Origin of the sequence: Paraburkholderia guartelaensis (assembly GCF_004353905.1) — a bacterium.
GTDB lineage: Bacteria > Pseudomonadota > Gammaproteobacteria > Burkholderiales > Burkholderiaceae > Paraburkholderia > Paraburkholderia guartelaensis.
The window spans coordinates 266,490-286,912 of record NZ_SMOD01000005.1; the positions used below are offsets into that span (position 1 = coordinate 266,490).

General features: G+C 67.1%; 20 protein-coding genes. 10 read left to right on the forward strand and 10 right to left on the reverse strand.

Annotation, left to right across the window (positions count from 1 at the left end; all coding sequences use genetic code 11):
• Positions 1-25 precede the first annotated feature (25 nt).
• The 10 genes from kdpB (at position 26) to E1N52_RS09090 (ending at position 12,502) form a co-directional block, all read left to right on the forward strand.
• Positions 26-2,110 carry a potassium-transporting ATPase subunit KdpB gene (gene kdpB / locus E1N52_RS09045; RefSeq protein WP_133182050.1) on the forward strand — a complete coding sequence of 695 codons (2,085 nt, stop codon included), beginning with the start codon at positions 26-28 and terminating at the stop codon, positions 2,108-2,110.
• 40 nt (positions 2,111-2,150) lie between these two features.
• Positions 2,151-2,729, forward strand: coding sequence for a potassium-transporting ATPase subunit KdpC (kdpC, locus tag E1N52_RS09050; protein WP_133182052.1), 579 nt, complete (start codon positions 2,151-2,153; stop codon positions 2,727-2,729).
• A gap of 133 nt (positions 2,730-2,862) precedes the next feature.
• Positions 2,863-5,796, forward strand: coding sequence for a sensor histidine kinase (locus tag E1N52_RS09055; protein WP_133182054.1), 2,934 nt, complete (start codon positions 2,863-2,865; stop codon positions 5,794-5,796).
• The gene (kdpE, locus tag E1N52_RS09060) at positions 5,789-6,487 is read left to right on the forward strand and encodes a two-component system response regulator KdpE (RefSeq protein ID WP_028205706.1); all 699 of its coding nucleotides are present in this window, start codon (positions 5,789-5,791) and stop codon (positions 6,485-6,487) included. Before E1N52_RS09055 ends, kdpE begins: the two co-directional genes overlap by 8 nt.
• Before the next feature lie 130 nt (positions 6,488-6,617).
• Positions 6,618-6,938, forward strand: coding sequence for a quaternary ammonium compound efflux SMR transporter SugE (gene sugE / locus E1N52_RS09065; RefSeq protein ID WP_028205705.1), 321 nt, complete (start codon positions 6,618-6,620; stop codon positions 6,936-6,938).
• Positions 6,939-7,148: 210 nt separating this feature from the next.
• Positions 7,149-7,763, forward strand: a complete 615-nt coding sequence (locus tag E1N52_RS09070) for a DUF4126 domain-containing protein (protein ID WP_028205704.1) — start codon at positions 7,149-7,151, stop codon at positions 7,761-7,763.
• Positions 7,764-7,951: 188 nt separating this feature from the next.
• Positions 7,952-10,501, forward strand: coding sequence for an ABC transporter permease (locus tag E1N52_RS09075; protein WP_133182185.1), 2,550 nt, complete (start codon positions 7,952-7,954; stop codon positions 10,499-10,501).
• A gap of 95 nt (positions 10,502-10,596) precedes the next feature.
• The gene (locus E1N52_RS09080) at positions 10,597-11,007 is read left to right on the forward strand and encodes a group II truncated hemoglobin (protein ID WP_133182055.1); all 411 of its coding nucleotides are present in this window, start codon (positions 10,597-10,599) and stop codon (positions 11,005-11,007) included.
• Positions 11,008-11,180: 173 nt separating this feature from the next.
• Positions 11,181-11,918, forward strand: coding sequence for an alanyl-tRNA editing protein (locus tag E1N52_RS09085; RefSeq protein WP_133182057.1), 738 nt, complete (start codon positions 11,181-11,183; stop codon positions 11,916-11,918).
• Positions 11,915-12,502 (forward strand): DUF924 family protein, encoded by a 588-nt coding sequence (locus tag E1N52_RS09090; RefSeq protein ID WP_133182059.1) that lies wholly within the window; start codon positions 11,915-11,917, stop codon positions 12,500-12,502. The genes E1N52_RS09085 and E1N52_RS09090 overlap by 4 nt, the downstream gene beginning before the upstream one ends.
• 19 nt (positions 12,503-12,521) lie before the next feature.
• Here the strand turns inward: E1N52_RS09090 and E1N52_RS09095 are convergent, their stop codons facing one another.
• The 10 genes from E1N52_RS09095 to E1N52_RS09140 form a co-directional block, all read right to left on the reverse strand.
• On the reverse strand, positions 12,522-13,268 hold the full coding sequence (locus E1N52_RS09095) for an SDR family oxidoreductase (RefSeq protein ID WP_069265296.1): 747 nt from the start codon (positions 13,266-13,268) through the stop codon (positions 12,522-12,524).
• A 75-nt stretch (positions 13,269-13,343) separates the two neighbouring features.
• Positions 13,344-13,928 carry an LOG family protein gene (locus tag E1N52_RS09100; protein WP_133182061.1) on the reverse strand — a complete coding sequence of 195 codons (585 nt, stop codon included), beginning with the start codon at positions 13,926-13,928 and terminating at the stop codon, positions 13,344-13,346.
• Positions 13,929-13,941: 13 nt separating this feature from the next.
• Complete coding sequence (locus E1N52_RS09105) at positions 13,942-14,664, reverse strand: TetR/AcrR family transcriptional regulator (RefSeq protein WP_028205698.1); 723 nt, start codon at positions 14,662-14,664, stop codon at positions 13,942-13,944.
• A 193-nt stretch (positions 14,665-14,857) separates the two neighbouring features.
• Positions 14,858-15,589 (reverse strand): diacylglycerol kinase, encoded by a 732-nt coding sequence (locus tag E1N52_RS09110; protein WP_133182063.1) that lies wholly within the window; start codon positions 15,587-15,589, stop codon positions 14,858-14,860.
• Between the two features lie 116 nt (positions 15,590-15,705).
• Positions 15,706-16,737, reverse strand: coding sequence for a glycosyltransferase family 4 protein (locus E1N52_RS09115; RefSeq protein ID WP_133182065.1), 1,032 nt, complete (start codon positions 16,735-16,737; stop codon positions 15,706-15,708).
• A gap of 70 nt (positions 16,738-16,807) precedes the next feature.
• Positions 16,808-17,767 (reverse strand): UDP-2,3-diacylglucosamine diphosphatase, encoded by a 960-nt coding sequence (locus E1N52_RS09120; protein ID WP_133182067.1) that lies wholly within the window; start codon positions 17,765-17,767, stop codon positions 16,808-16,810.
• 142 nt (positions 17,768-17,909) lie between these two features.
• Positions 17,910-18,458 (reverse strand): RDD family protein, encoded by a 549-nt coding sequence (locus tag E1N52_RS09125; RefSeq protein WP_133182069.1) that lies wholly within the window; start codon positions 18,456-18,458, stop codon positions 17,910-17,912.
• 116 nt (positions 18,459-18,574) lie between these two features.
• Positions 18,575-19,402, reverse strand: coding sequence for a DUF3106 domain-containing protein (locus E1N52_RS09130; protein ID WP_133182070.1), 828 nt, complete (start codon positions 19,400-19,402; stop codon positions 18,575-18,577).
• A 27-nt stretch (positions 19,403-19,429) separates the two neighbouring features.
• Positions 19,430-19,858, reverse strand: a complete 429-nt coding sequence (locus E1N52_RS09135) for a DUF3619 family protein (RefSeq protein WP_133182072.1) — start codon at positions 19,856-19,858, stop codon at positions 19,430-19,432.
• The gene (locus tag E1N52_RS09140; RefSeq protein WP_133182074.1) at positions 19,855-20,418 is read right to left on the reverse strand and encodes an RNA polymerase sigma factor; all 564 of its coding nucleotides are present in this window, start codon (positions 20,416-20,418) and stop codon (positions 19,855-19,857) included. The genes E1N52_RS09135 and E1N52_RS09140 overlap by 4 nt, the downstream gene beginning before the upstream one ends.
• Positions 20,419-20,423 lie beyond the last annotated feature (5 nt).

Genomic DNA, 20,423 nt, shown 5'->3' on the forward strand with positions numbered 1-20,423 from the left:
CCTTCGCAACATGAGCGAAACGAAAATGAATCAGCATAGTGCAACTCGGTCCATGTTCGATCCGGCGCTGGTGCGTCCGGCCATCGTGGACTCGTTCAGAAAACTCAATCCGCGCACGCAGTTGCGCAACCCGGTGATGTTCTGCGTCTACGTGGGCAGCGTGCTCACGACGATCCTCTGGGTCGCGGCGCTGGTGGGCCAGGCCGAAGCGCCCGCGGGTTTCATCCTCGCGGTCGCGCTCTGGCTGTGGTTCACGGTGCTGTTCGCGAACTTCGCGGAAGCGCTCGCCGAAGGTCGCTCGAAGGCGCAGGCGGCGTCGCTTCGCCAGGCCAAGAAAGACGTCATGGCCAAGAAGCTCAACGAGCCGCACCCGAAGGCGCCGATCCGCATCATGACGGCGTCCGACCTGCGTCGCGGCGACGTGGTGCTCGTCGAGACCGGCGACACCATTCCGGCTGACGGCGAAGTGATCGAAGGCGTGGCATCGGTGGACGAATCGGCCATCACGGGCGAATCGGCGCCGGTGATCCGCGAGTCGGGCGGTGACTTTTCTTCGGTGACGGGCGGCACGCGCGTGCTGTCCGACTGGATCGTCGTGCGCGTCACGGCGAACCCGGGCGAAGCGTTCCTCGACCGCATGATCGCGATGGTCGAAGGCGCGAAGCGCCAGAAAACGCCGAACGAAATCGCGCTCACGATCCTGCTCGTTGCGCTGAGCATCGTGCTGCTGCTCGCCACCGCGACGCTGCTGCCGTTCTCGATGTTCTCGGTCGATGCCGCGAAGATGGGCCACGTGGTCACGATCACGGCGCTCGTGGCGCTGCTCGTCTGTCTGATTCCGACGACCATCGGCGGTCTGCTTTCGGCGATCGGCGTGGCCGGCATGAGCCGCATGATGCAGGCCAACGTGATCGCGACTTCGGGTCGCGCGGTGGAAGCCGCCGGCGACGTGGACGTGCTGCTGCTCGACAAGACCGGCACGATCACGCTCGGCAATCGTCAGGCGTCGATGTTCCTGCCGGCGCCCGGCGTGACCGAAGAAGTGCTCGCCGACGCCGCTCAGCTCTCGTCGCTCGCCGACGAAACGCCGGAAGGCCGCAGCATCGTCGTGCTCGCGAAGCAGCGCTTCAACATTCGCCAGCGCGACATGCACTCGCTGCACGCTGAGTTCCTCGCTTTCAGCGCCCAGACGCGCATGAGCGGTGTGGACATGCCCGGCCGCGAGATCCGCAAGGGCGCCGCCGATGCCGTGAAGAACTACGTTCAAGCGCACGGCGGCCGTTTCCCCGGCGAAGTCGAAAACGCCGTGGACGATGTGGCCCGCCGCGGCAGCACGCCGCTCGTGGTCGCCGAATTGCATGACGGTATCGCGCGCGTGCTCGGCGTGATCGAGCTGAAGGACGTCGTGAAGGGCGGTATCAAGGAGCGTTTTGCCGAGCTGCGCAAGATGGGCATCAAGACCGTGATGGTGACGGGCGACAACCGCCTGACCGCCGCCGCGATCGCCGCCGAAGCGGGCGTGGACGACTTCCTCGCGCAAGCCACGCCTGAAACCAAGCTCGCGACCATTCGCGAACACCAGGCGCAAGGCAAGCTCGTGGCGATGACGGGCGACGGCACCAATGACGCCCCGGCGCTCGCGCAGGCCGACGTGGCCGTGGCGATGAACACGGGTACCCAGGCCGCGAAGGAAGCGGGCAACATGGTCGACCTCGACTCGAACCCGACCAAGCTCATCGAGATCGTCGAGATCGGCAAGCAGATGCTCATGACGCGCGGCTCGCTCACGACGTTCTCGATCGCCAACGACGTCGCGAAGTACTTCGCGATCATTCCGGCGGCGTTCGCTTCGACGTATCCGCAACTGCGCGTGCTCGACGTGATGCATCTGACGTCGCCGTCGTCGGCAATCCTCTCGGCGGTGATCTTCAACGCGCTCATCATCGTGATGCTGATTCCGCTCGCGCTCAAGGGCGTGAAGTACCGTCCGCTCGGCGCCGCGACGCTGCTGCGCCGCAATCTGCTGATCTACGGCCTCGGCGGCATTCTTCTGCCGTTCCCGTGCATCAAGCTGATCGACATGGTGCTCGCCGCGTTCGGCTGGGTTTGATCCTCGCCGACCCACACGGATAGATACATAGGAAGCCAAAATGAAATCGCAGTTTCGTCCTCTGATCGTGATCTTCGCCGTACTGACGGTCATCACCGGCCTCGTGTATCCGGCCGTGATGACCGCGTTCGGCCAGGCCGCGTTCCATCACCAGGCCAACGGCAGTCTCGTCGAAGTCGACGGCAAGGTGGTGGGCAGCTCGCTCATCGGCCAGCAGTTCGACGCGCCCCAGTACTTCTGGGGCCGTCTGTCGGCCACCTCGCCGATGCCGTACAACGCGACGAGCTCGGGTGCCTCGAACCTCGGGCCGACCAACCCGGCGCTCGCCGACGAGATCAAAGGCCGCATCGCCGCCCTCAAGGCCGCGGGCACCGATGTCTCGCAGCCGATTCCGGCCGACCTCGTGACGTCTTCGGGCAGCGGGCTCGATCCCGAGATCTCGCCGGCCGCGGCCGCCTACCAGGTGGCGCGCGTGGCGCAAGCGCGCCATATGAGCCCGAGCGACGTGCAGACGCTCGTGGAGCGTCATACGAAAGGCCGCCAGTTCGGCCTCTTTGGCGAGCCGCGTGTGAACGTGCTCGAGCTGAACCTCGCGCTCGACGGCAAAGAGGTTAGCTAAAGCGAGATCGTTGAGCCGCGCCGCACGCTCGACGCCTTGCGCGTCGAGCGTGCGGTTTGCCATTTCCGCGCCACGGTGAGACGATCTTTCGTGCGCCAGGTGCAACCCACGTGACATTCATCCCGACTTCCGCATGAACCGCCCCGATCCCGACGAGCTGCTCGACCGGCTGCAGCGCGACGAAGAAAAACGCCGCCGCGGCAAGCTGAAGGTTTTTTTCGGCGCGTCAGCCGGCGTCGGCAAGACCTATGCAATGCTGCAGGCCGCGCGCCGCCGCGCCGAGGAAGGCGTGGACGTGGCGGTCGGCATCGTCGAGACGCATGGGCGCAGCGAGACCGCCGCGCTCACCGCCGGCCTCGAAGTGATGCCGCGCCAGCGCATTGCCTACCGCGGGCGGCAGCTCGAAGAGTTCGATCTCGACGCCGCGCTCGAACGCAAGCCGCAACTCGTGCTCGTCGATGAGCTGGCGCATTCGAACGTGGCCGGCGCGCGTCACATGAAGCGTTGGCAGGACGTGTACGAACTGCTCGACGCGGGCATCGACGTCTACACGACCGTCAATGTCCAGCACCTCGAAAGTCTCAACGACGTGGTGGGGCAGATCACGGGCATTCGTGTATGGGAGACCGTGCCCGACCGCGTGTTCGACCGCGCCGACGAAGTCACGCTCGTCGACCTGCCCGCCGAAGAACTGCTCGACCGCATGCGCGACGGCAAGGTCTATATGCCGGCGCAGGCCGAGCGCGCGGTGCGCAACTTCTTTCGCAAGGGCAACCTGATCGCGCTGCGCGAGCTTGCGCTGCGCCGCACTGCCGACCGCGTGGACGCACAGATGCGCGAGTATCGTGCCGACCGGTCGATCCAGCATGTGTGGCAGGCGCGCGAGCGCCTCGTCGTCTGCGTGGGGCCGGGGCCCGAGGCGAACGCGCTGGTGCGCGCCGCCGCGCGTCTCGCCGCGAGCCTGAAGGCCGACTGGATCGCCGTGTATGTGGAGACGCCGAAGCTCCAGCGTCTGCCCGATGCGACGCGCGAGCGCACGCTCGGCGCGCTCAAGCTCGCCTCGGAGTTGGGCGCCGAAACGGCGACGCTCGCGGGCGAGGACGCCGCGACCACGCTGGTTGGCTACGCGCGGCTGCGCAATGTATCGAAGCTCGTGGCGGGCGGCTCGCTGCGCACGGGCTTTTCGCGCTGGGTGAAGCGCCCGTTCGGCGAGCGCCTTGCCGAGAAAGCCGGCGACGTCGATCTCACGCTCGTGCGCGCGAGTGCGGGCGAAGCCGTGCGTGGTGGCAGCGAGCCTGGGGGAGCGGCCAGTGCCGCGACGCGCGCCGCCAACGCCTGGCGCGATGCGCTTGCTGCGGGGGGCGCAGAGCGCTCGCCGCCGCGCGCCTACGCGGCCGCGCTCGTGATCTGCGCGTGCGTGACGCTTATCGCGAGCACGTTGATCGACCGCATCGATCTCGCGAACCTCGTGATGCTGTATCTGCTCGGTGTGATCTTCGCGGCGACGAAGCTCGGACGCGGACCGGGCGTGATGCTCTCGTTTGCAAGCGTCGCGGCGTACGACTTTTTCTTTGTGCCGCCGCGCATGTCGTTTTCCGTGACGGACACGCAATATCTGCTGACCTTCGTCGGCATGCTGCTCACGTCGCTCGTCATCAGCCATCTCACGTCGAGCCTGCGCCGCGAAGCGAGCGTCGCGCAGCGGCGCGAACAGCGCACCGGCGCGATGTACGCGATGGCGCGCGAACTGGCCGCGGCGCTCACCACGGAGCAGATCGTGGCGATCGGCAGCCGCCACGTGAGCGAAGTGTTCGGTGCGCGCGTGGCGCTGCTCCTGCCGGATAGCGCAGACAAGCTGCAGCAGAAAATCGAGGAGCCCGATCCGAAGATCATGCTCGACGCCGAAAATCTCGACGTCGACGTGGGGCAGTGGGTGTACGACCAGCAAAAGCCCGCGGGCAACGGCACCGACACGCTGCCGGCGGCCGTGGCGCGCTACTTGCCGCTCAAGGCGCCGATGCGCACGCGCGGCGTGCTCGCCGTCGTGACGCGCGACGCGCGCGAGCTCCAGGTGCCCGAGCAGCAGCGCATGCTCGATGCGTTCGCCGCGCAAATCGCACTCGCGCTCGAGCGCGTGCACTACGTGGACATCGCGCGCGACGCGCTCGTCAACATGGAGTCGGAGCGGCTGCGCAACTCGCTGCTCTCGGCCATCTCGCACGACCTGCGCACGCCGCTCACGACGATCGTCGGCTTTTCGTCGATGCTCGCGCAAACGCACGAGCCCGGGGATGCGCAGGATGCGCGCTCGGGCGAGCTGATCGAGGCGATTCACGACGAGGCGCTGCGCATGACGGGCATCGTCACGAACCTGCTCGACATGGCGCGGCTGCAGGCGGGCAGCCTCAATCTCAATCGTCAGTGGACGCTGCTCGAGGAAACCGTGGGCGCCGCGCTCGCCGCTTGCCGCCGCGTGCTCGCGCGCCACCCCGTGCAGGTGAAGCTGGAGGAAGGCTTGCCGCTGCTCCAGCTCGATGCCGTGCTGATGGAGCGGCTCTTCTCGAACCTGCTGGAGAATGCGGCCAAGTACACGCCCGCCGACACGCCGCTCACCATCGCGGCGCGGCGCGTGGAGGAGGGCGGCCAGCCGTTCGTGCGCGTCTCGATCGAGGACAACGGACCGGGTCTGCCGCCCGGCATGGGCGAGCGCGTGTTCGAGAAGTTCACGCGTGGCGAGAAGGAGTCGGCCAAGCCCGGCATCGGGCTCGGACTCGCGATCTGCCGCGCGATCGTGGAGGCGCACGGGGGTACAATCGGCGCAGCCAATCGCGTTGCCGCCGACGGCCATGTGGACGGCGCGACCTTCTGGTTCGCGCTGCCCGTGGAGTCGCCGCCGCCGCTGCCCGCCGATGTGACCGATACGCCAGGCGCTCACGAAGCGCTCGAGCCGCTCGAGCCCGCCGGCGACGCGGAACATGTGAGCGCCGCCGAACCTGTCAGAGGCGAATCCGTCCCACGGATGTCCGCCCCTCAAGAAAACGTCGATTCCAAACCTGCAAATGAGTGACCCGAGCATCGCCGTCGTTCTCATCGAAGACGAAAAACAGATTCGCCGATTCGTGCGCGCAACGCTGGAGGGCGAGGGCATCGTCGTGCACGACGCCGAAACCGGCAAGCAGGGCCTCGTCGAGGCCGCCACGCGCAAGCCCGACCTCGTGATCGTCGATCTGGGCCTGCCCGATACCGACGGCCTCGACGTGATCCGCGAACTGCGCGGCTGGAGCGATCTGCCGGTGATCGTGCTGTCGGCGCGCACCCAGGAAAGCGAGAAGGTGGCCGCGCTCGACGCCGGCGCCGACGACTACCTCACGAAACCGTTCGGCGTTTCCGAGCTGCTCGCACGCATTCGCGCGCAGCTGCGGCGGCGCAACCGCGGTGGGGCGAACGAGGCGCCGCAGGTGAGCTTCGGCGCCGTGAACGTCGATCTGGGCCTGCGCCAGGTTACGCGCGAAGGCGCGCCCGTGCATCTCACGCCGATCGAGTACCGCCTGCTCGCCACCCTCGTGCGCGACGCGGGGCGCGTGCTCACGCATCGGCAACTGCTGCGCGAGGTCTGGGGGCCGTCGCATGTGGAAAGCAGCCATTACCTGCGCATCTACATGGCGCATCTGCGGCAGAAATTGGAGCGCGATCCCGCGCAGCCGGAGCACATCATCACCGAGACGGGCGTGGGGTATCGGCTGGTTGGCGTGCAGTAAGAAGTCTGCGCTTCGAGCCAGTCGGTGCGCACCTACACCGCGTCGGTGCTATAATTACATTTCTGTAAGGACGGCCTTACGGATTTACGTCATCGGGGACGGCCCCATTTTTTCAAATGGAGCGTTCCCCATGTCCTGGTTTCTTCTTCTTGTCGCTGGCCTGCTCGAAGTGGCGTGGGCCGCCGGTCTCAAATCTTCCGAAGGATTCACCCGGCTCTGGCCCTCGGTGTTCACCGTGGTCACGGCGCTGGGCAGCTTCGTCCTGCTCGCCATGGCCATGCGTCAATTGCCGCTCGGCACCGCCTATGCGGTGTGGACGGGCATTGGCGCGGTCGGCGCGTTCGTGTTCGGCATCGTCATGATGGGCGAGGCGGTAAGCGCCGCGCGTGTGGCGAGCGCCGCGCTGATCGTGCTCGGCCTCATCGGACTCAAGCTTTCTTCGGCCGCCTGATTAAATTCGCTGCGCATACATCGGTCCGGACCCTATGCCGCGGCCGCGCAACACCGCTGCGGCACCGCAGCGAGCGTGGCTATAATGGAACGGTCATAACCCGATAACACTCCGCGCCGCATGAGCGGCGAGCGTGTGCGCACAGCGCCTGCTCTCCCGCTTCACGCGTGGAGCGCGGGCGCCCCGGCCGCGCCACGCGAGGAGGCAGCCATGCTGGAACCACTTTCGCTAGCAGCGGGCCTGTCCTGGGGCAGTGGCCTGCGCCTCTATCTCACGGTGTTGATGGCCGGCGTACTGCAACGCCTTGGCCTGATCCACCTGCCCGACACGCTTGCCGTGCTCGCTTCGCCGTGGGTGATCGGCATCGCCGCCGCGCTCACGGTGCTCGAATTCCTTGCCGACAAGATCCCCGCGTTCGATTCGCTCTGGGACGCGGTACATACCTTCATCCGTATTCCGGCCGGGGCCGTGCTCGCGGCCGGCGCGCTAGGCCATGCCGATCCGGCGCTGTTGACCGTCGCCGCGCTGGCGGGCGGCACGCTCGCGGGTACGGCGCATCTCGCCAAGGCGGGCACGCGCGCGCTCATCAATCTGTCGCCTGAACCGGTGTCGAACGTCGTCACGTCGAGCGCCGAGGACGGCATGACCTTCGTCGGCGTACTGCTCGCGCTCTTCGTGCCTTTGCTCTTCCTCGTCATGCTCGTGGCGTTCCTCGTGCTCGCGGCCTGGGCGCTGCCGCGCCTGTGGCGCGGCGTGCAGGGCGGTTTTCGCGGCATGGCGACGCACATGGTTTCGCGACTTTCGTTGCGAGGTCGTCACGATTGAGCGGCGGCGCGCCTTCTTCCTCCAACGCAAAGCCTCCGCGCAGCGAAGGCGGGCCGGGGCTCGTGCAGGCTGAGCCGCCGGGTGCGGCCGGTGGTTCCTCCGGTTCCGCCGGTCCGGGCGGCCAGCGTGGACCGGTGGCCGTGCGTACCACGCCAGGCTGGTCCGATCTGGTGCATCTTGCCGCGCGCATGACCGCGCGCGACTGGCGCGCGGGCGAACTCACGATGCTGCTGCTCGCGCTCGTGCTGGCCGTGGCGGCGCTCGCAAGCGTCGGCTTTCTCGCCGACCGGCTGGAGCGCGGCCTCGAGCGCGACGCCCGGCGCATGATCGCCGCCGATTTCATCGTGCGCGCCGATCACCCCGTCGATCCCATGTTCGCGCGCGAGGCGCAGTCGCTCGCGCTGCGCACGGCGACGACGGCAATCTTCCCGAGCATGGTGAGTTCGGGGGCGCCACAAGCGGCGGCAGCGGCTGGCGCTTCCGCCGCCCCGAGCGCAACAGCTACCCGCCTTGCCGCAGTCAAGGCCGTCTCGGCGGACTATCCGCTGCGCGGCGCGCTGCGCATCGCCGCTGGACCCGGCGCGCCCGATCACGCGGCGCAAGGCATTCCGCCGCCCGGCACCGTCTGGGTGGACGACGAGTTGCTCGATGCGCTCAAGCTCCATATCGGCGACACGGTGAAGGTCGGCACGCGCACCTTCACCGTGAGCGCGCTCATCACGAAAGAACTCGATCGCGGCTTTTCGTTCGTGAACTTCTCGCCGCGCCTCATGATGCGCGCCGACGAGGTCGCGTCGACGGGCCTGCTCGGCTATGGCAGCCGCGTGACTTACCGCCTGCTCGTGGCAGGCGCCGATCCGGCCGTCGCGCAGTTCGCGTCCTGGGCGCGTGCGCGCGTGGACGGCGGCAAGATGCGCGGCGTCGCGCTCGAATCGCTCCAGGACGGCCAGCCTCAGGTGCGCCAGACGCTCGACCGCGCGCGCCACTTCCTCACGCTCGTTTCGCTCCTGACGGCACTGCTCGCGGCGGTGGCGATCGCCATGGCCGCGCATCGCTACACGCGCCGCCATCTCGATGCCTGCGCCGCGATGCGCTGCCTCGGCGCGAGCCAACGCACGTTGCGCACGCTTTTCGTGCTCGAGTTCGCGGGGCTCGGGCTCGTGGGCGGCGCTGTGGGCGTGGCGCTCGGCTACGCCGGGCATCTCGCGCTGCTGGCGTGGCTCGGCAATCTCATCGACGTCGTGCTGCCGCAGCCCGGGCCGTTGCCCGTGCTCGAAGGCATCGCCGCGGGCCTCATACTGCTGCTGGGCTTCGCGCTGCCGCCGCTCCTGCCGCTCACGCGCGTGCCGCCGGTGCGCGTGCTGCGACGCGAGTGGGGCGACGAAGGGCGCGTCGCGTGGGCGGCATATGGCGTCGGCATTGCGCTCTTCGCGGGGCTGCTCGTGATCGCGGCGGGGGAGTTGAAGCTGGGCGGCATCGTTGCAGGCGGTTTCGCGATCGGGCTACTGGTGTTCGCCTGCGTGGCGCGCGCGGCGCTCTGGGGTGCGGCGCGCGTGGCGCGCAGCGCTCGCCTCTCCGGCCAGGCGCGCGCGGGCGTGGGTTGGCGCTATGCCCTGGCGTCGCTCGAACGGCGGCCGGGCGCAAGCGCGCTGCAGATCACGGCGCTCGCCATCGGCCTCATGTGCCTGTTGCTGATCGCGATGACGCGCAACGACCTCGTCGAGGGCTGGCGCAAGTCCACGCCGCCCGACGCGCCCAACGAGTTCCTCATCGATATCCAGCCTGATCAGCGCGACGCCGTGGCCGCCTGGCTGCGCTCGCATGGCATTGCCGGGGCTGCCGACAGCGATCTGCAGCCGATGGTGCGCGGGCGCCTCATCTCGATCAACGGCAAGCCCGTGAATCCCGACTCGTACAAGAGCGAGGACGCGCGCCGGCTCGTCGATCGCGAGTTCAATCTCTCGTACACGACGAAGCTGCCCGACGACAATCGCATCGAGGCGGGCACCTGGTATGGCGATTCGGCCACGCCGCAGCTTTCGATCGAGCAGGGGCTCGCGAAGCTCATCAACGTGAAGCCCGGCGACGTGCTCAAGTTCGATGTGACGGGCCTGGAAGTCACGGCGCCCGTGACGAGCGTGCGCAAGCTCGATTGGGGCTCGTTCAAGGTCAACTTCTTCGTGCTGATGCCGCCCGAATTGCTGCGCGATTTCCCGGCGACGTACATCACGAGCTTTCATCTGCCGCCCGGGCAGCGTGAAGTCGTGGACGGTCTCGTGGCCCGCTATCCGAACGTCACCGCGATCGACATCGCGCCGATCCTCGCGCAGATCGAGCGGGTGCTGGATCAGGTGATTGGCGCGGTGCAGTTCCTCTTTCTCTTCACGCTCGCAGCTGGCGTGCTGGTGCTTTATGCGGCGCTCGCGGGCACGCGCGACGAGCGCATGCGCGAGTCGGCCCTGCTGCGCGCGCTGGGGGCATCGCACCAGCAGGTGCGCGCGGTGCAGGTCGCCGAATTCATTTCCGTCGGTGCGCTCGCGGGGCTCATGGCGGCAATCGGCGCGCAGGCGGTGGGCTCGGTGCTCGCCACGCACGTATTTCTCTTCTATCTTCCGTTCGATCCGTGGCTCCTGCCGGCCGGCATCGCCGCAGGTGTCGTGTGCGCGGGCGTGGGCGGGTGGATCAGCTTGCGGCACGTGCTCGCGCGGCCGGCGCTGCAGTCGCTGCGCGACGCGTAGTGCAGCAACCCGCGGCAGCCCGCCACGCGCCACTATGCGAAAATCGTTCGTTTGCGGCAGTGCGCTGCCGTCCCCCTTTTTCCTGATTTGACCGTATGACCGATCCAGCCGACGAAGCGCCGCAGAAACCCACGGCCTTCGAACTCGTCGGCGGCGAGGCGCGTGTGCGCGACCTCGTCGACCGTTTCTATGACCTGATGGACCTCGAGGCCGATTTCGCGGGCATCCGCGCGATGCACCCGCAAACGCTCGACGGTTCGCGCGACAAACTGTTCTGGTTCCTCTGCGGTTGGCTTGGCGGCCCGGACCACTACATCGAGCGCTTCGGCCATCCGCGTCTGCGCGCGCGCCATTTGCCGTTCGCGATCGCCTCGTCGGAGCGCGACCAGTGGCTGCGCTGCATGGCCTGGGCGATGGAAGACGTGGGCCTGGCGGAGCCGCTGCGCGAACGCCTGCTGCACTCGTTCTTCGATACCGCCGACTGGATGCGCAATCATCCGGGCTGATTGACTGGCTGATTCACTTCGTTCGATTGTTCCGGTTCGTGGGCCAGTACAGTCAGGCGCTCACGCATCGCGCCCGTCCAGCGGGCGGCTTCGCCTCGCGGCCATAATGGCCCTTTGGCGGGAGGCCGGCTTTGCGCGGCCCGCGCCGTACGCAAAACAAGGAGACACCCACGATGACGACCACCCGCGCGCTCTTTCGCGAAGACGCCTATCTCACGCAGTGCGAAGCGACCGTGCTTGCCGTTGGCGAGGACGGCGTGCGGCTCGACCAGACCGTGTTCTATCCGCTCGGCGGCGGCCAGGCTGGCGACGCCGGTGCACTGGTGCTCGCCGACGGCACGCGCATCGAGATTGCCGACACGCGCAAGGCGAAGTTCGAAGGCGCGACGCCCGACGACGCGCTCCACGTTCCCGCGCCCGGCCAGGAGGCGCTGCTCGCGCGTCTCGCCGCGGGCGAGCGCGTGCGCGCCGAGATCGACTGGGCGCGTCGTCACCGGCACATGCGTCTGCATACGGCGAGCCATCTGATGTGCGCGGTGCTGCCGTATCCCGTGGACGGCTGCAGCATCACGACCGACTATGCGCGCCTCGATTTCGCGACCGTCGAGCCAATCGAGCGGGAGATGGTGGAGGCGCGCCTTGCCGAACTCGTTTCGGGCGCGCACGCGGTGGCGACCGAATGGATCACCGACGAGGAAATGGCGCAACGCCCCGAACTCGTGCGCACGATGAGCGTGAAGCCGCCGATGGGCCTGGGCCGTGTGCGGCTCCTGCGTATCGATAACGTCGATTTGCAGCCCTGCGGCGGCACGCACGTGCGCAACACGCAGGAGATCGGCGCGTTGCGGGTGGCGAAGCTCGAGAAGAAGAGCGCTCGCACGCGGCGTCTCGTGCTGGAACTGGCGTCATGACTCTCGACCCGCGTGCGCGCGAGGTGCTCGACTTCTGGTTCGGCGCGCCGGGTTCGGAGGAGTTCGGCCGCGAGCGCAAGATGTGGTTCCGCAAGAACGCCGCGTTCGACGCCAAACTGCGCGAACGCTTCGGCGCGCTGCTCGACGCCGCGTGTGCGGGCGAACTCGACACATGGTGCGAGACGCCCGAAGGCGCGCTCGCGCTCGTGATCGTGCTCGACCAGTTCTCGCGCAACTGCCATCGCGGCACGCCGCGTGCATTCTCCGCGGACGACAAGGCGCTCGGCATCGCGCGCATGATGGTGGCGAGCGGCGCGGATCAGCGCTTGCCCACGCTTCAGCACCGCTCATTCGCGTATCTGCCGTTCGAACACGCCGAAAGCGCCGAAGCGCAGCGCGAATCGCTGCGTCTGTTCGGCGAACTGGCGAAAGATCCCGAGGGGAAGGGCTACTACGATTACGCGGTGCGCCACGCGCAGATCATCGAGCGCTTTGGGCGCTACCCGCATCGCAACGCGCAACTGGGCCGCGATTCCACCGACGAAGAAGCCGCGTTCTTGCGCGAGCGCGGTTCGTCGTTCTAGCAGAAGCCAGCGCGCGAGTTCAGCGTCCGCCGCTCACGTCGAGCAGGGCGCCTGTGACATACGAGGCGGCGTCGCTCAGCAACCACACGATCGTTTGCGCGACTTCGTCGGCGCTGCCGGGCCGGCCGAGCGGCGTTTGCGCGCCGAGCACGGCCGCGCGGTCGGGGCGGCCGCCGCTCGCGTGGATTTCAGTGTCGATGAGGCCGGGGCGCACCGCGTTCACGCGCACGCCCTGCGGGCCGAGTTCCTTGGCGAGCCCGATCGTCATCGTGTCGACCGCGCCTTTCGACGACGCATAGTCCACATATTCGTTGGGCGAGCCGAGCCGCGCGGCAGCCGAAGAGACATTGACGATCGAGCCGCCGTCGCCGCCGCGATCCTTCGACATGCGCCGCGCCGCTTCGCGTGCGCACAGAAACGCGCCATACACGTTCACGTCGAACATGCGCTTCAGACGCTCGGCGCTCATGTCGGCGACCTGGCTGCCGGGCGCCACGATGCCCGCGTTGTTCACGAGCGCGTCGATGCGGCCGTAGGCCGATTCGAGCGCGTCGAACATCGCGACGACGTCCGCCTCGCTCGCAACGTCCCCGCGCAGCACGCGCGCGTGGCCGCCTGCGCGACCCACTTCGGCGGCGGTTTCGTCGGCGGCCGGTTCGTTGTGCAGATAGTTGACGCCCACGGTCCAGCCGTGTGCGCCAAGCAGACGCGCCGTCGCGCGGCCGATGCCGCGGCTTGCGCCGGTGATCAGGACAACCTTGCTCATCGCGATGTACTCGTCATGGATGTAACTGCGCGTGGTGATTGCGGATTGTCGGGCGAACGGCGCGATGCGGCTGGATCAAACGTTCTCGCGCAAGTCCGCCCACTTGTCCTTCGCGGGCGCGTGATAACGCTTGAGCTTGGCGATCAGCGCCACGGGATCGCCGTCGGTTTGCAGCATGTCGAGGTAGGTCTGGCGCATGAAGCCTTCGCGCACCGTGTGGTCGAGCAGCGCCATGAGCGGATCGTAGAAGCCGCCGATGTTCAGCACGCCCACCGGCTTGTGGTGATAGCCGAGCTGCGCCCACGTATAAACCTCGAACAGCTCTTCGAGCGTGCCTGCACCGCCCGGCATCGCGACGAAGGCGTCGGAGAGGTCGGCCATCATCTTCTTGCGGTGGTGCATGTCGGGCACGACGTGTAGCTCGGTCAGGCCCACATGGCCCACTTCCTTGTCCACCAGCAATTCGGGGATCACGCCGATGGCGCGGCCGCCGCCTGCCATCACGGTGTCGGCGATCACGCCCATCAGGCCGACCTTGCCGCCGCCATAGACGAGCGCGAGGTTCGAGGCGACGAGCGCGCGGCCGAATGCCTGTGCGGCTTCGGTGTAAATCGGGTTGGCTCCGGGCGAGGAGCCGCAATACACGCAGACTGCTTTCATTCTGCTTTGGCCTTTATTCCCGGTTGTCCTTGGCGGCGCCGGCACCTTCGCGCGGCGGCAGGTAGTCGTAGAACTCGCGCTTGGCGAGCTTGCCCGAGACGAGATCGTCGAACAGCTCGCGCGCGCGGCCGCGCAGATACGGCGCCATCAGCGAGACGATCTGCACGCTCACCTGGTGCAGCTCGTCGCGAATCGCTTCCTGGTCGTTGTACTTGCGCGGATTCATCACGAACTGGTACGAGAGCCAGTAGGTGGCGATCACGCCGATGTTGGTCGAGATCACGTCGATCTCGGCGGGCGTGGCGACCATGTCGCCGTCTTCCATGAGCTGCTCGCAGAACTGCTTCGCGAAGTGCACCTTGTGGCTGATGATCTGCTTGAAGTGCATCTCCAGCGTGCGGTTGCGCGCGAGCAGGTCGTTCAGGTCGCGATAGAGAAAGCGGTAGCGCCACGTGAAATCGACCATGTACTGCAGGTACGCCCACATCTCGTCGATGGTGGCGCGATGGTCCTCGGGAAAGCGCAGACGCTTTTCGATCTCCTGCTCGAACTGGCTGAAGATGCTGTTGATGATGTCGTCTTTGTTGCGGAAGTGGTAGTACAGGTTGCCTGGACTGATCTCCATTTCCTCGGCGATAGTCGTCGTGGTGACGTTCGGCTCGCCGATCTCGTTGAACAGTTTCAGCGACAACTCAAGAATCCGTTCGCGTGTACGGCGGGGAGGTTTGGCATCCATGTCGTCCGGCCCTGAAAATGCAGTGCCGGGCTCAGGCGCCCGCGAGTATGTTGCGGTGCGCGTGGCCCGGACGCGGTTGGTCGTTATAAGACTGTCGTTTGATTATAAACCGACGGCCCGCGCGCACCGACAGCTTGCGCTGTCAGGAGGCGGGATCAGAGGCGAGGCCCCCGCGGTTCGGGGGGGCAGGGCGCTAGAGTACGCCGATGCCGTGCAGCAGCAGCGGGCCGAAACGGGGTACGAGGATCAGCCCCCAGGTCAAGACGCAGAGCAGCAAGGCGAGCGTCACCGCCGCGCTGCCGAGGTCCTTGGCGCGGCCCGAGAGTTCGTTGCGCTCGAGACCGATGCGGTCCACCGCGTTCTCAATGCTCGAATTGAGCAGCTCGACGATCAGCACGAGGATCACCGAGCCGAGCAGCAGCACGCGCTCGACGGGCTCGACCGGAATAATCACGCCGATCGGCACGAGGATGGCCGAGAGCGTCAGCTCCTGGCGAAACGCGCTTTCCTCGCGGATGGCGGCGCGAAAACCCTTGATCGAGTACTTGAGCGCCTTCCAGGCACGCGTGATGCCGCGGTTGCCCTTGTAGGGGTTGAAGGGCAGCGGGGCGAGCGGATCGTCGGGGCCGAGCGGTTCGTGCAGATGCGGCGGCTCGGGCGGTTCCTGTGCGGTAGCGCGCGGCGCAACGGGCACAACGGGCGCCGTGGGCACATTGGACGCAGTCGCATTGCCGTGCTCGCCCGCAGACGCGGGTGCGGCTTGCGGAGCAACGCCGGGTGCAGCAACGGCGGCGGGCGCGCGCGGATCGAGCGCTTCGGTGGCGCGTGCGGCGCGCGTAGAGCCGCCGGCACGCTGGCTGGCTGGCGGATTGGGACTGCGTGCGCCCTGGGCGCTATGCGGCGGTGACGGAGGACGTGGCGTCATGGTGGTGCCAGGTGGAACCCCAGTATCGCACGCGTGGGAGGCGGTTGCGCCGGGGCCGTCCGTGTCCCCGGCGCGCTCGCGAACAATCGAAGCGCGCTCCATAGCCGGCCTCGTGCTCAGGCAGCGGCGCTGGAAGGCTCCATCGTCGCGCGCGAGCGCGGCTTGAGATGCGCCGCGAATTGCTCGGAGGCGGCGCGCCACGAGAAGCGCTCGGCCCAGGCACGCGCCTCGGCGCGGTCGATCTTCAACGCTTCGAGGCACGCTTCGCGCAGGTCGTCGTTCATCGAGCCTGCGCCGCCCGTGCCCAGCACGTCGATCGGGCCCGTCACCGGGTAGGCGGCCACCGGCGTGCCGCATGCGAGCGCTTCGAGCAGCACGAGACCGAAGGTGTCGGTGCGGCTCGGGAACACGAATACGTCGGCGGCAGCGTAGACCTTCGCGAGTTCGGGCTGGCTCAGGACACCCAGGTAATTCGCCTGGGGATAGCGCGACTTCAACTCAGCGAGCGCAGGGCCTTCGCCGCACACCCATTTCGAGCCGGGCAGATCGAGCTTGAGAAACGCCTCGACGTTCTTTTCCACGGCCACGCGACCCACATACAGGAAGATCGGGCGCGCCGTGTTGAGCACCTTCGATTCCATCGGCCGGAAGATGTCCAGGTCCACACCGCGCGTCCACAGCACGACGTTCGTGAAGCCGAACTTCTCGAGGTCGGTCTTCACGACGGGCGTGGGCGCCATCACCGCAAGCGAAGGCTTGTGGAACCAGCGCAGGAAGCGGTACGTCGCCGAGAGCGGAATGCCGAAGCGCGCCTGCACGTACTCGGGAAAGCGCGTGTGATAAGCCGTCGTGAACGGCAGGTCGTGGTCGATTGCGTAGCGGCGCGCGGCGAGTCCGAGCGGACCTTCGGTCGCGATATGGATCGCATCGGGCCCGAATGCGCTGATGCGTTCATGCAGATGCCGCTTCGGAAACAGCGAGAGCTTGATTTCCGGGTACGTCGGGCACGGTATCGTGCGGAACTCCAGCGGCGTGAGCAGTTCGACCTGATGCCCGAGCGCGATGAGCTCGCGCGTCGTGTTCTTCAGGGTTCGAACCACGCCGTTGACCTGCGGCTCCCATGCATCGGTCACGATCATTACTTTCATCGGTCGTCGGCCCTCTCGTCGTTCGGTGGTGCGGTTATGGCTGCTGCTGTGTAGCGATATGAGGTAACACTCACGCGGCGCTCACGCGCGCCTTGCGCGTCGAGACCTGCGCTTCCGGCGCGCGTTTCACGGTCCAGTAGACGATGCGCAACTCGCCCTCGAACGTTTCGACGAGCGCGGAAAGGCTCTCCACCCAGTCGCCGTCGTTGCAGTACAGGATGCCGTCGATGTCGCGGATCTCGGCCTTGTGGATGTGGCCGCAGACCACGCCGTCGCAGCCGCGGCGGCGCGCTTCGTCGGTCATCACGCGCTCGAACGAGGAGATGAAGTTCACCGCGTTCTTGACCTGATGCTTGAGGTACTGCGAGAGCGACCAGTACTGGAAGCCGAGCTTCGCGCGTACGCGGTTGAACCAGCGGTTGAGCAGCAGGATCAGCGTGTAGGCCGAGTCGCCGAGATAGGCGAGCCACTTGGCATGCTGGATCACGCCGTCGAAGAGATCGCCGTGCACGACCCACAGGCGCTTGCCGGTGAGCGTCGTGTGAAACGCTTCCTCGCGCACGTGGATGTCGCCGAAGGCGAGATTGCAGAACTGGCGCGCGCTCTCGTCGTGGTTGCCCGGGATGTAGATGACCTGGGTGCCCTTACGTGCCTTGCGCAATACCTTTTGCACGACGTCGTTGTGCGCCTGCGGCCAGTACCAGCCCTTTTTCAACTGCCAGCCGTCGATGATGTCGCCCACGAGGTACAGATACTCCGACTCGTTGTGGCGCAGAAAATCGAGCAGATACGACGCCTGACAGCCGCCCGTGCCGAGATGGATATCGGAGAGCCAGATCGTGCGGTAGCGGGTGGGGTCGGGATGATCGTCGTCGTGGGGGCCGGTGGAGGGGGCGTCGTCGATCGACGAGGGTGGCAGGGGCGGGACGGGAAAGGTGGCTCCGCCGGGGGACGGGTGGAACGTGGCGGAGTCGGTGCCTCGTCCGGTGGTCTGCCGGAACAGGGTGGTCGCAGACGTCTTTTGGGCCATGGCGCGCGCGGCAGGTTGTAATACGCGCATTGCGCCATGCCGCCGTGACGGCAACATGACAGTCACGAGAAGGTCTCGTTACGCAGTCCCAGGGGTACCGTGCGGCCGCTTTTCCGGCGCGATGGGGTCTGTTGTGCGGCTGCTACGCCTTCGCGCGCTGTGGCGCGATTGCGACAATGCGCGTGCCCGCAATGCGGTCGTGAAGGAACTGGCGGTCGTGCGAGAAGCGGGCACTCGCGGCCCAGATCACGAACCAGAGGGCAACGAGCACAAGCGTGTGTGGAATCGAAAGATTGAGCAGCGGATGCAGTACGAGCGGCGGCAGGAACCAGAGCCACGCCGCGAGGTAGCGCAGCGTCGCGCGCGCGATCGTGGGCGGCTCGCCGTCCGGGCCGACTACACGCAGGCGCCAGGTCTTCATCGGCAGCGTCTGCCCGCCCTTGTGCCAGAAGCCGACGAAGTACGCGCCAACCACGAAGATGATCCAGACCGCCATCGCGTTGTGATGCGTGTAGCCATTGCGCTGCTGCAGGACGAGGCTGAACGCGAGCCCCGCGGCGAAGACGACGCCGAAGAGCAGCACGCTTTCGTAGACGAACGCGGCGAGGCGGCGGCGAATCGAAACGGGCGCGGGTTCAACCGGGGAGACGGCGGCGGACGGCAGGGCGGCGGCTTGGGCGCTTTCGGACACGATGGCGTCGGTTCAGGGACGGGACGTCCGAAGCATAACCTCGAAAACGCGCGCGGCGAAATGCCGGAACGCCGCGGCGGGGTGAACGGCGTGCGCGCGAGCGCCTGGGTGAGGTTTCAGGAGCCCTTGAACGCCGCGGGTGCTTCGGCGGGCGAGACAGGGATGGGCGTGGCGGGTACGAAGCTGCCGGCGGCGGGAATGCCCGACGCAAACGACGAAGCCACCGCCGGCTCGCTCGGCGCGCCGGGCTCTGCGGGCGCGAGACCCGAGCCCGTGCTGCTCGCGCCGGCCGCGCCCGATGCCCCGGTCACGCCTGGGGGCGCATGCGGCAGGCCGCGGTGATCGCGCTCGTTGACGAGGCGCTGGATATCGCGAATCTCGCTCTTGTTGCCGCTGGGCGGGGCGCTCACGACGGTGGGCCGGCGCTTGTGCTCGCTCGCGGCAAGGCGCTCTTTCTGCTCTTCGGGGAGTTGCTGGTAGGCCTTCCAGGCGCGCTGGCGCGCCTGCGCCGGCAATTCCTTGGAAACCTGGTAGTTTTCGCGCGCGACGCGCCGCTGCTCCGGCGTCATGCCGACCCATTCCGACATGCGCTCATGCAGGCGCTTCTGTGCTTCGGGCGACATCTTCGGGTAACGCGCGGCGATTTTCAGCCATTTTCGCTTGCGCTCGTCGCTGAAGCGGTCCCATTCGACGGCAAACGGCGCGAGCGCGACGTGCTGGGCGTCGGTCAGATGCGTCCACGCGAGCGGATCGGTCTGGCCGGGCAACGGCGCGAACGCGTTCGTGATGGGATTGTCGACCGAGGGCGCTTTCGCCTGCACGGGCGCGCCAGCGGTGTTTTCGCCGGTGGGCTCGGGGTGAAAGCGCGGGTAGGTCGCCACATACGACACGACTGCCGCGACCACACATCCAATGACAACGGCCAGGCCGCGCTTGTAACTCACCCCGTCAGTCTCCTGCTCAGAAATTCCTTAGTGCGCGCGCGTCAGATACGCGTTGAACCCGTGATCGAGGTAGGCCGTGAGCGGCAGGTCGTCGCTCAGCATGGCCGCGTCGATATCGGCGAGTTCAGCGGTGCGTTGCTGATCTTCGAAGTACGCGATGGCAAAGAGGCCCGCCACGAGCGCCGCGAGCGGCCAGGCGAGCGCGAAGCGGGCGAGCGCCGAACGGCGCCGCGCGGGCAGGTGCCTCGGCGCGCCGGACATGCTGCCGACGCCGGCCGCGGCAAGGGCCGGTGCGCGCACGAGCACGACCTCGGCCTTTTTGTGGGCGAGTGCGGTCTTGCGCGCGGCGGCGAGTCGGGCGGTGGTACCAGCGGGCAGGTTGGCGGCGCTCTCGTCGAGCGCACGACGCATTTCCCGCACGAACTCTAGTTCTTTATTTTCGAGGGCGGAGCTCATAGGGTGATTCCTTTGGCCTTGAGCGCTTGAGCCAGCGTGTGGGTGGCCCGCGAGCAGTGCGTTTTCACGCTGCCTTCGGAGCAGCCCATTGCGGCGGCGGTCTCGGCGACATCCATATCCTCCCAGTAACGCATCAGAAACGCCTCCCGTTGACGTGCCGGTAATTTCTGGATTTCGTCGTCGATCATCTGAAGCACCTGGGCGCGCTCGATCTGCTGTTCGCTGCTCTCGGCGCCAGCCGTGCCCTGTTCCGCCTCGAAGGTCTCGAGGGGGTCGAACTCCTCGTCTTCGGAATTGCCGAGCGACGAAAACAGGCTCACCCACGTATTGCGTACTTTCTGCCGACGAAAATAGTCGTGCATCGTATTTTGCAAAATACGCTGAAAGAGCAGGGGGAGTTCTGCGGCCGGGCGGTCTCCGTATTTTTCCGCGAGCTTGATCATCGCGTCCTGCACGATGTCGAGCGAGGCGTCGTCGTCCCTTACGGCGTAGACCGTCTGCTTGAACGCGCGTCTTTCGACGCCCGCCAGAAAGTCGGCGAGTTCCTTGTCTGATGCCATCCGTT

Excerpts from the sequence above, each read along its gene's own strand:
- kdpB (WP_133182050.1), top strand. The coding sequence starts at position 26 with ATGAATCAGCATAGTGCAACTCGGTCCATGTTCGATCCGGCGCTGGTG.
- E1N52_RS09100 (WP_133182061.1), bottom strand. The coding sequence starts at position 13,928 with ATGAAAGCAGTCTGCGTGTATTGCGGCTCCTCGCCCGGAGCCAACCCG.
- E1N52_RS09105 (WP_028205698.1), bottom strand. The coding sequence starts at position 14,664 with ATGGATGCCAAACCTCCCCGCCGTACACGCGAACGGATTCTTGAGTTG.
- E1N52_RS09135 (WP_133182072.1), bottom strand. The coding sequence starts at position 19,858 with ATGAGCTCCGCCCTCGAAAATAAAGAACTAGAGTTCGTGCGGGAAATG.
- E1N52_RS09055 (WP_133182054.1), top strand. The coding sequence starts at position 2,863 with ATGAACCGCCCCGATCCCGACGAGCTGCTCGACCGGCTGCAGCGCGAC.
- E1N52_RS09070 (WP_028205704.1), top strand. The coding sequence starts at position 7,149 with ATGCTGGAACCACTTTCGCTAGCAGCGGGCCTGTCCTGGGGCAGTGGC.
- sugE (WP_028205705.1), top strand. The coding sequence starts at position 6,618 with ATGTCCTGGTTTCTTCTTCTTGTCGCTGGCCTGCTCGAAGTGGCGTGG.
- kdpE (WP_028205706.1), top strand. The coding sequence starts at position 5,789 with ATGAGTGACCCGAGCATCGCCGTCGTTCTCATCGAAGACGAAAAACAG.
- E1N52_RS09140 (WP_133182074.1), bottom strand. The coding sequence starts at position 20,418 with ATGGCATCAGACAAGGAACTCGCCGACTTTCTGGCGGGCGTCGAAAGA.
- E1N52_RS09120 (WP_133182067.1), bottom strand. The coding sequence starts at position 17,767 with ATGGCCCAAAAGACGTCTGCGACCACCCTGTTCCGGCAGACCACCGGA.
- kdpC (WP_133182052.1), top strand. The coding sequence starts at position 2,151 with ATGAAATCGCAGTTTCGTCCTCTGATCGTGATCTTCGCCGTACTGACG.
- E1N52_RS09085 (WP_133182057.1), top strand. The coding sequence starts at position 11,181 with ATGACGACCACCCGCGCGCTCTTTCGCGAAGACGCCTATCTCACGCAG.
- E1N52_RS09080 (WP_133182055.1), top strand. The coding sequence starts at position 10,597 with ATGACCGATCCAGCCGACGAAGCGCCGCAGAAACCCACGGCCTTCGAA.
- E1N52_RS09110 (WP_133182063.1), bottom strand. The coding sequence starts at position 15,589 with ATGACGCCACGTCCTCCGTCACCGCCGCATAGCGCCCAGGGCGCACGC.
- E1N52_RS09095 (WP_069265296.1), bottom strand. The coding sequence starts at position 13,268 with ATGAGCAAGGTTGTCCTGATCACCGGCGCAAGCCGCGGCATCGGCCGC.
- E1N52_RS09090 (WP_133182059.1), top strand. The coding sequence starts at position 11,915 with ATGACTCTCGACCCGCGTGCGCGCGAGGTGCTCGACTTCTGGTTCGGC.
- E1N52_RS09115 (WP_133182065.1), bottom strand. The coding sequence starts at position 16,737 with ATGAAAGTAATGATCGTGACCGATGCATGGGAGCCGCAGGTCAACGGC.
- E1N52_RS09075 (WP_133182185.1), top strand. The coding sequence starts at position 7,952 with ATGACCGCGCGCGACTGGCGCGCGGGCGAACTCACGATGCTGCTGCTC.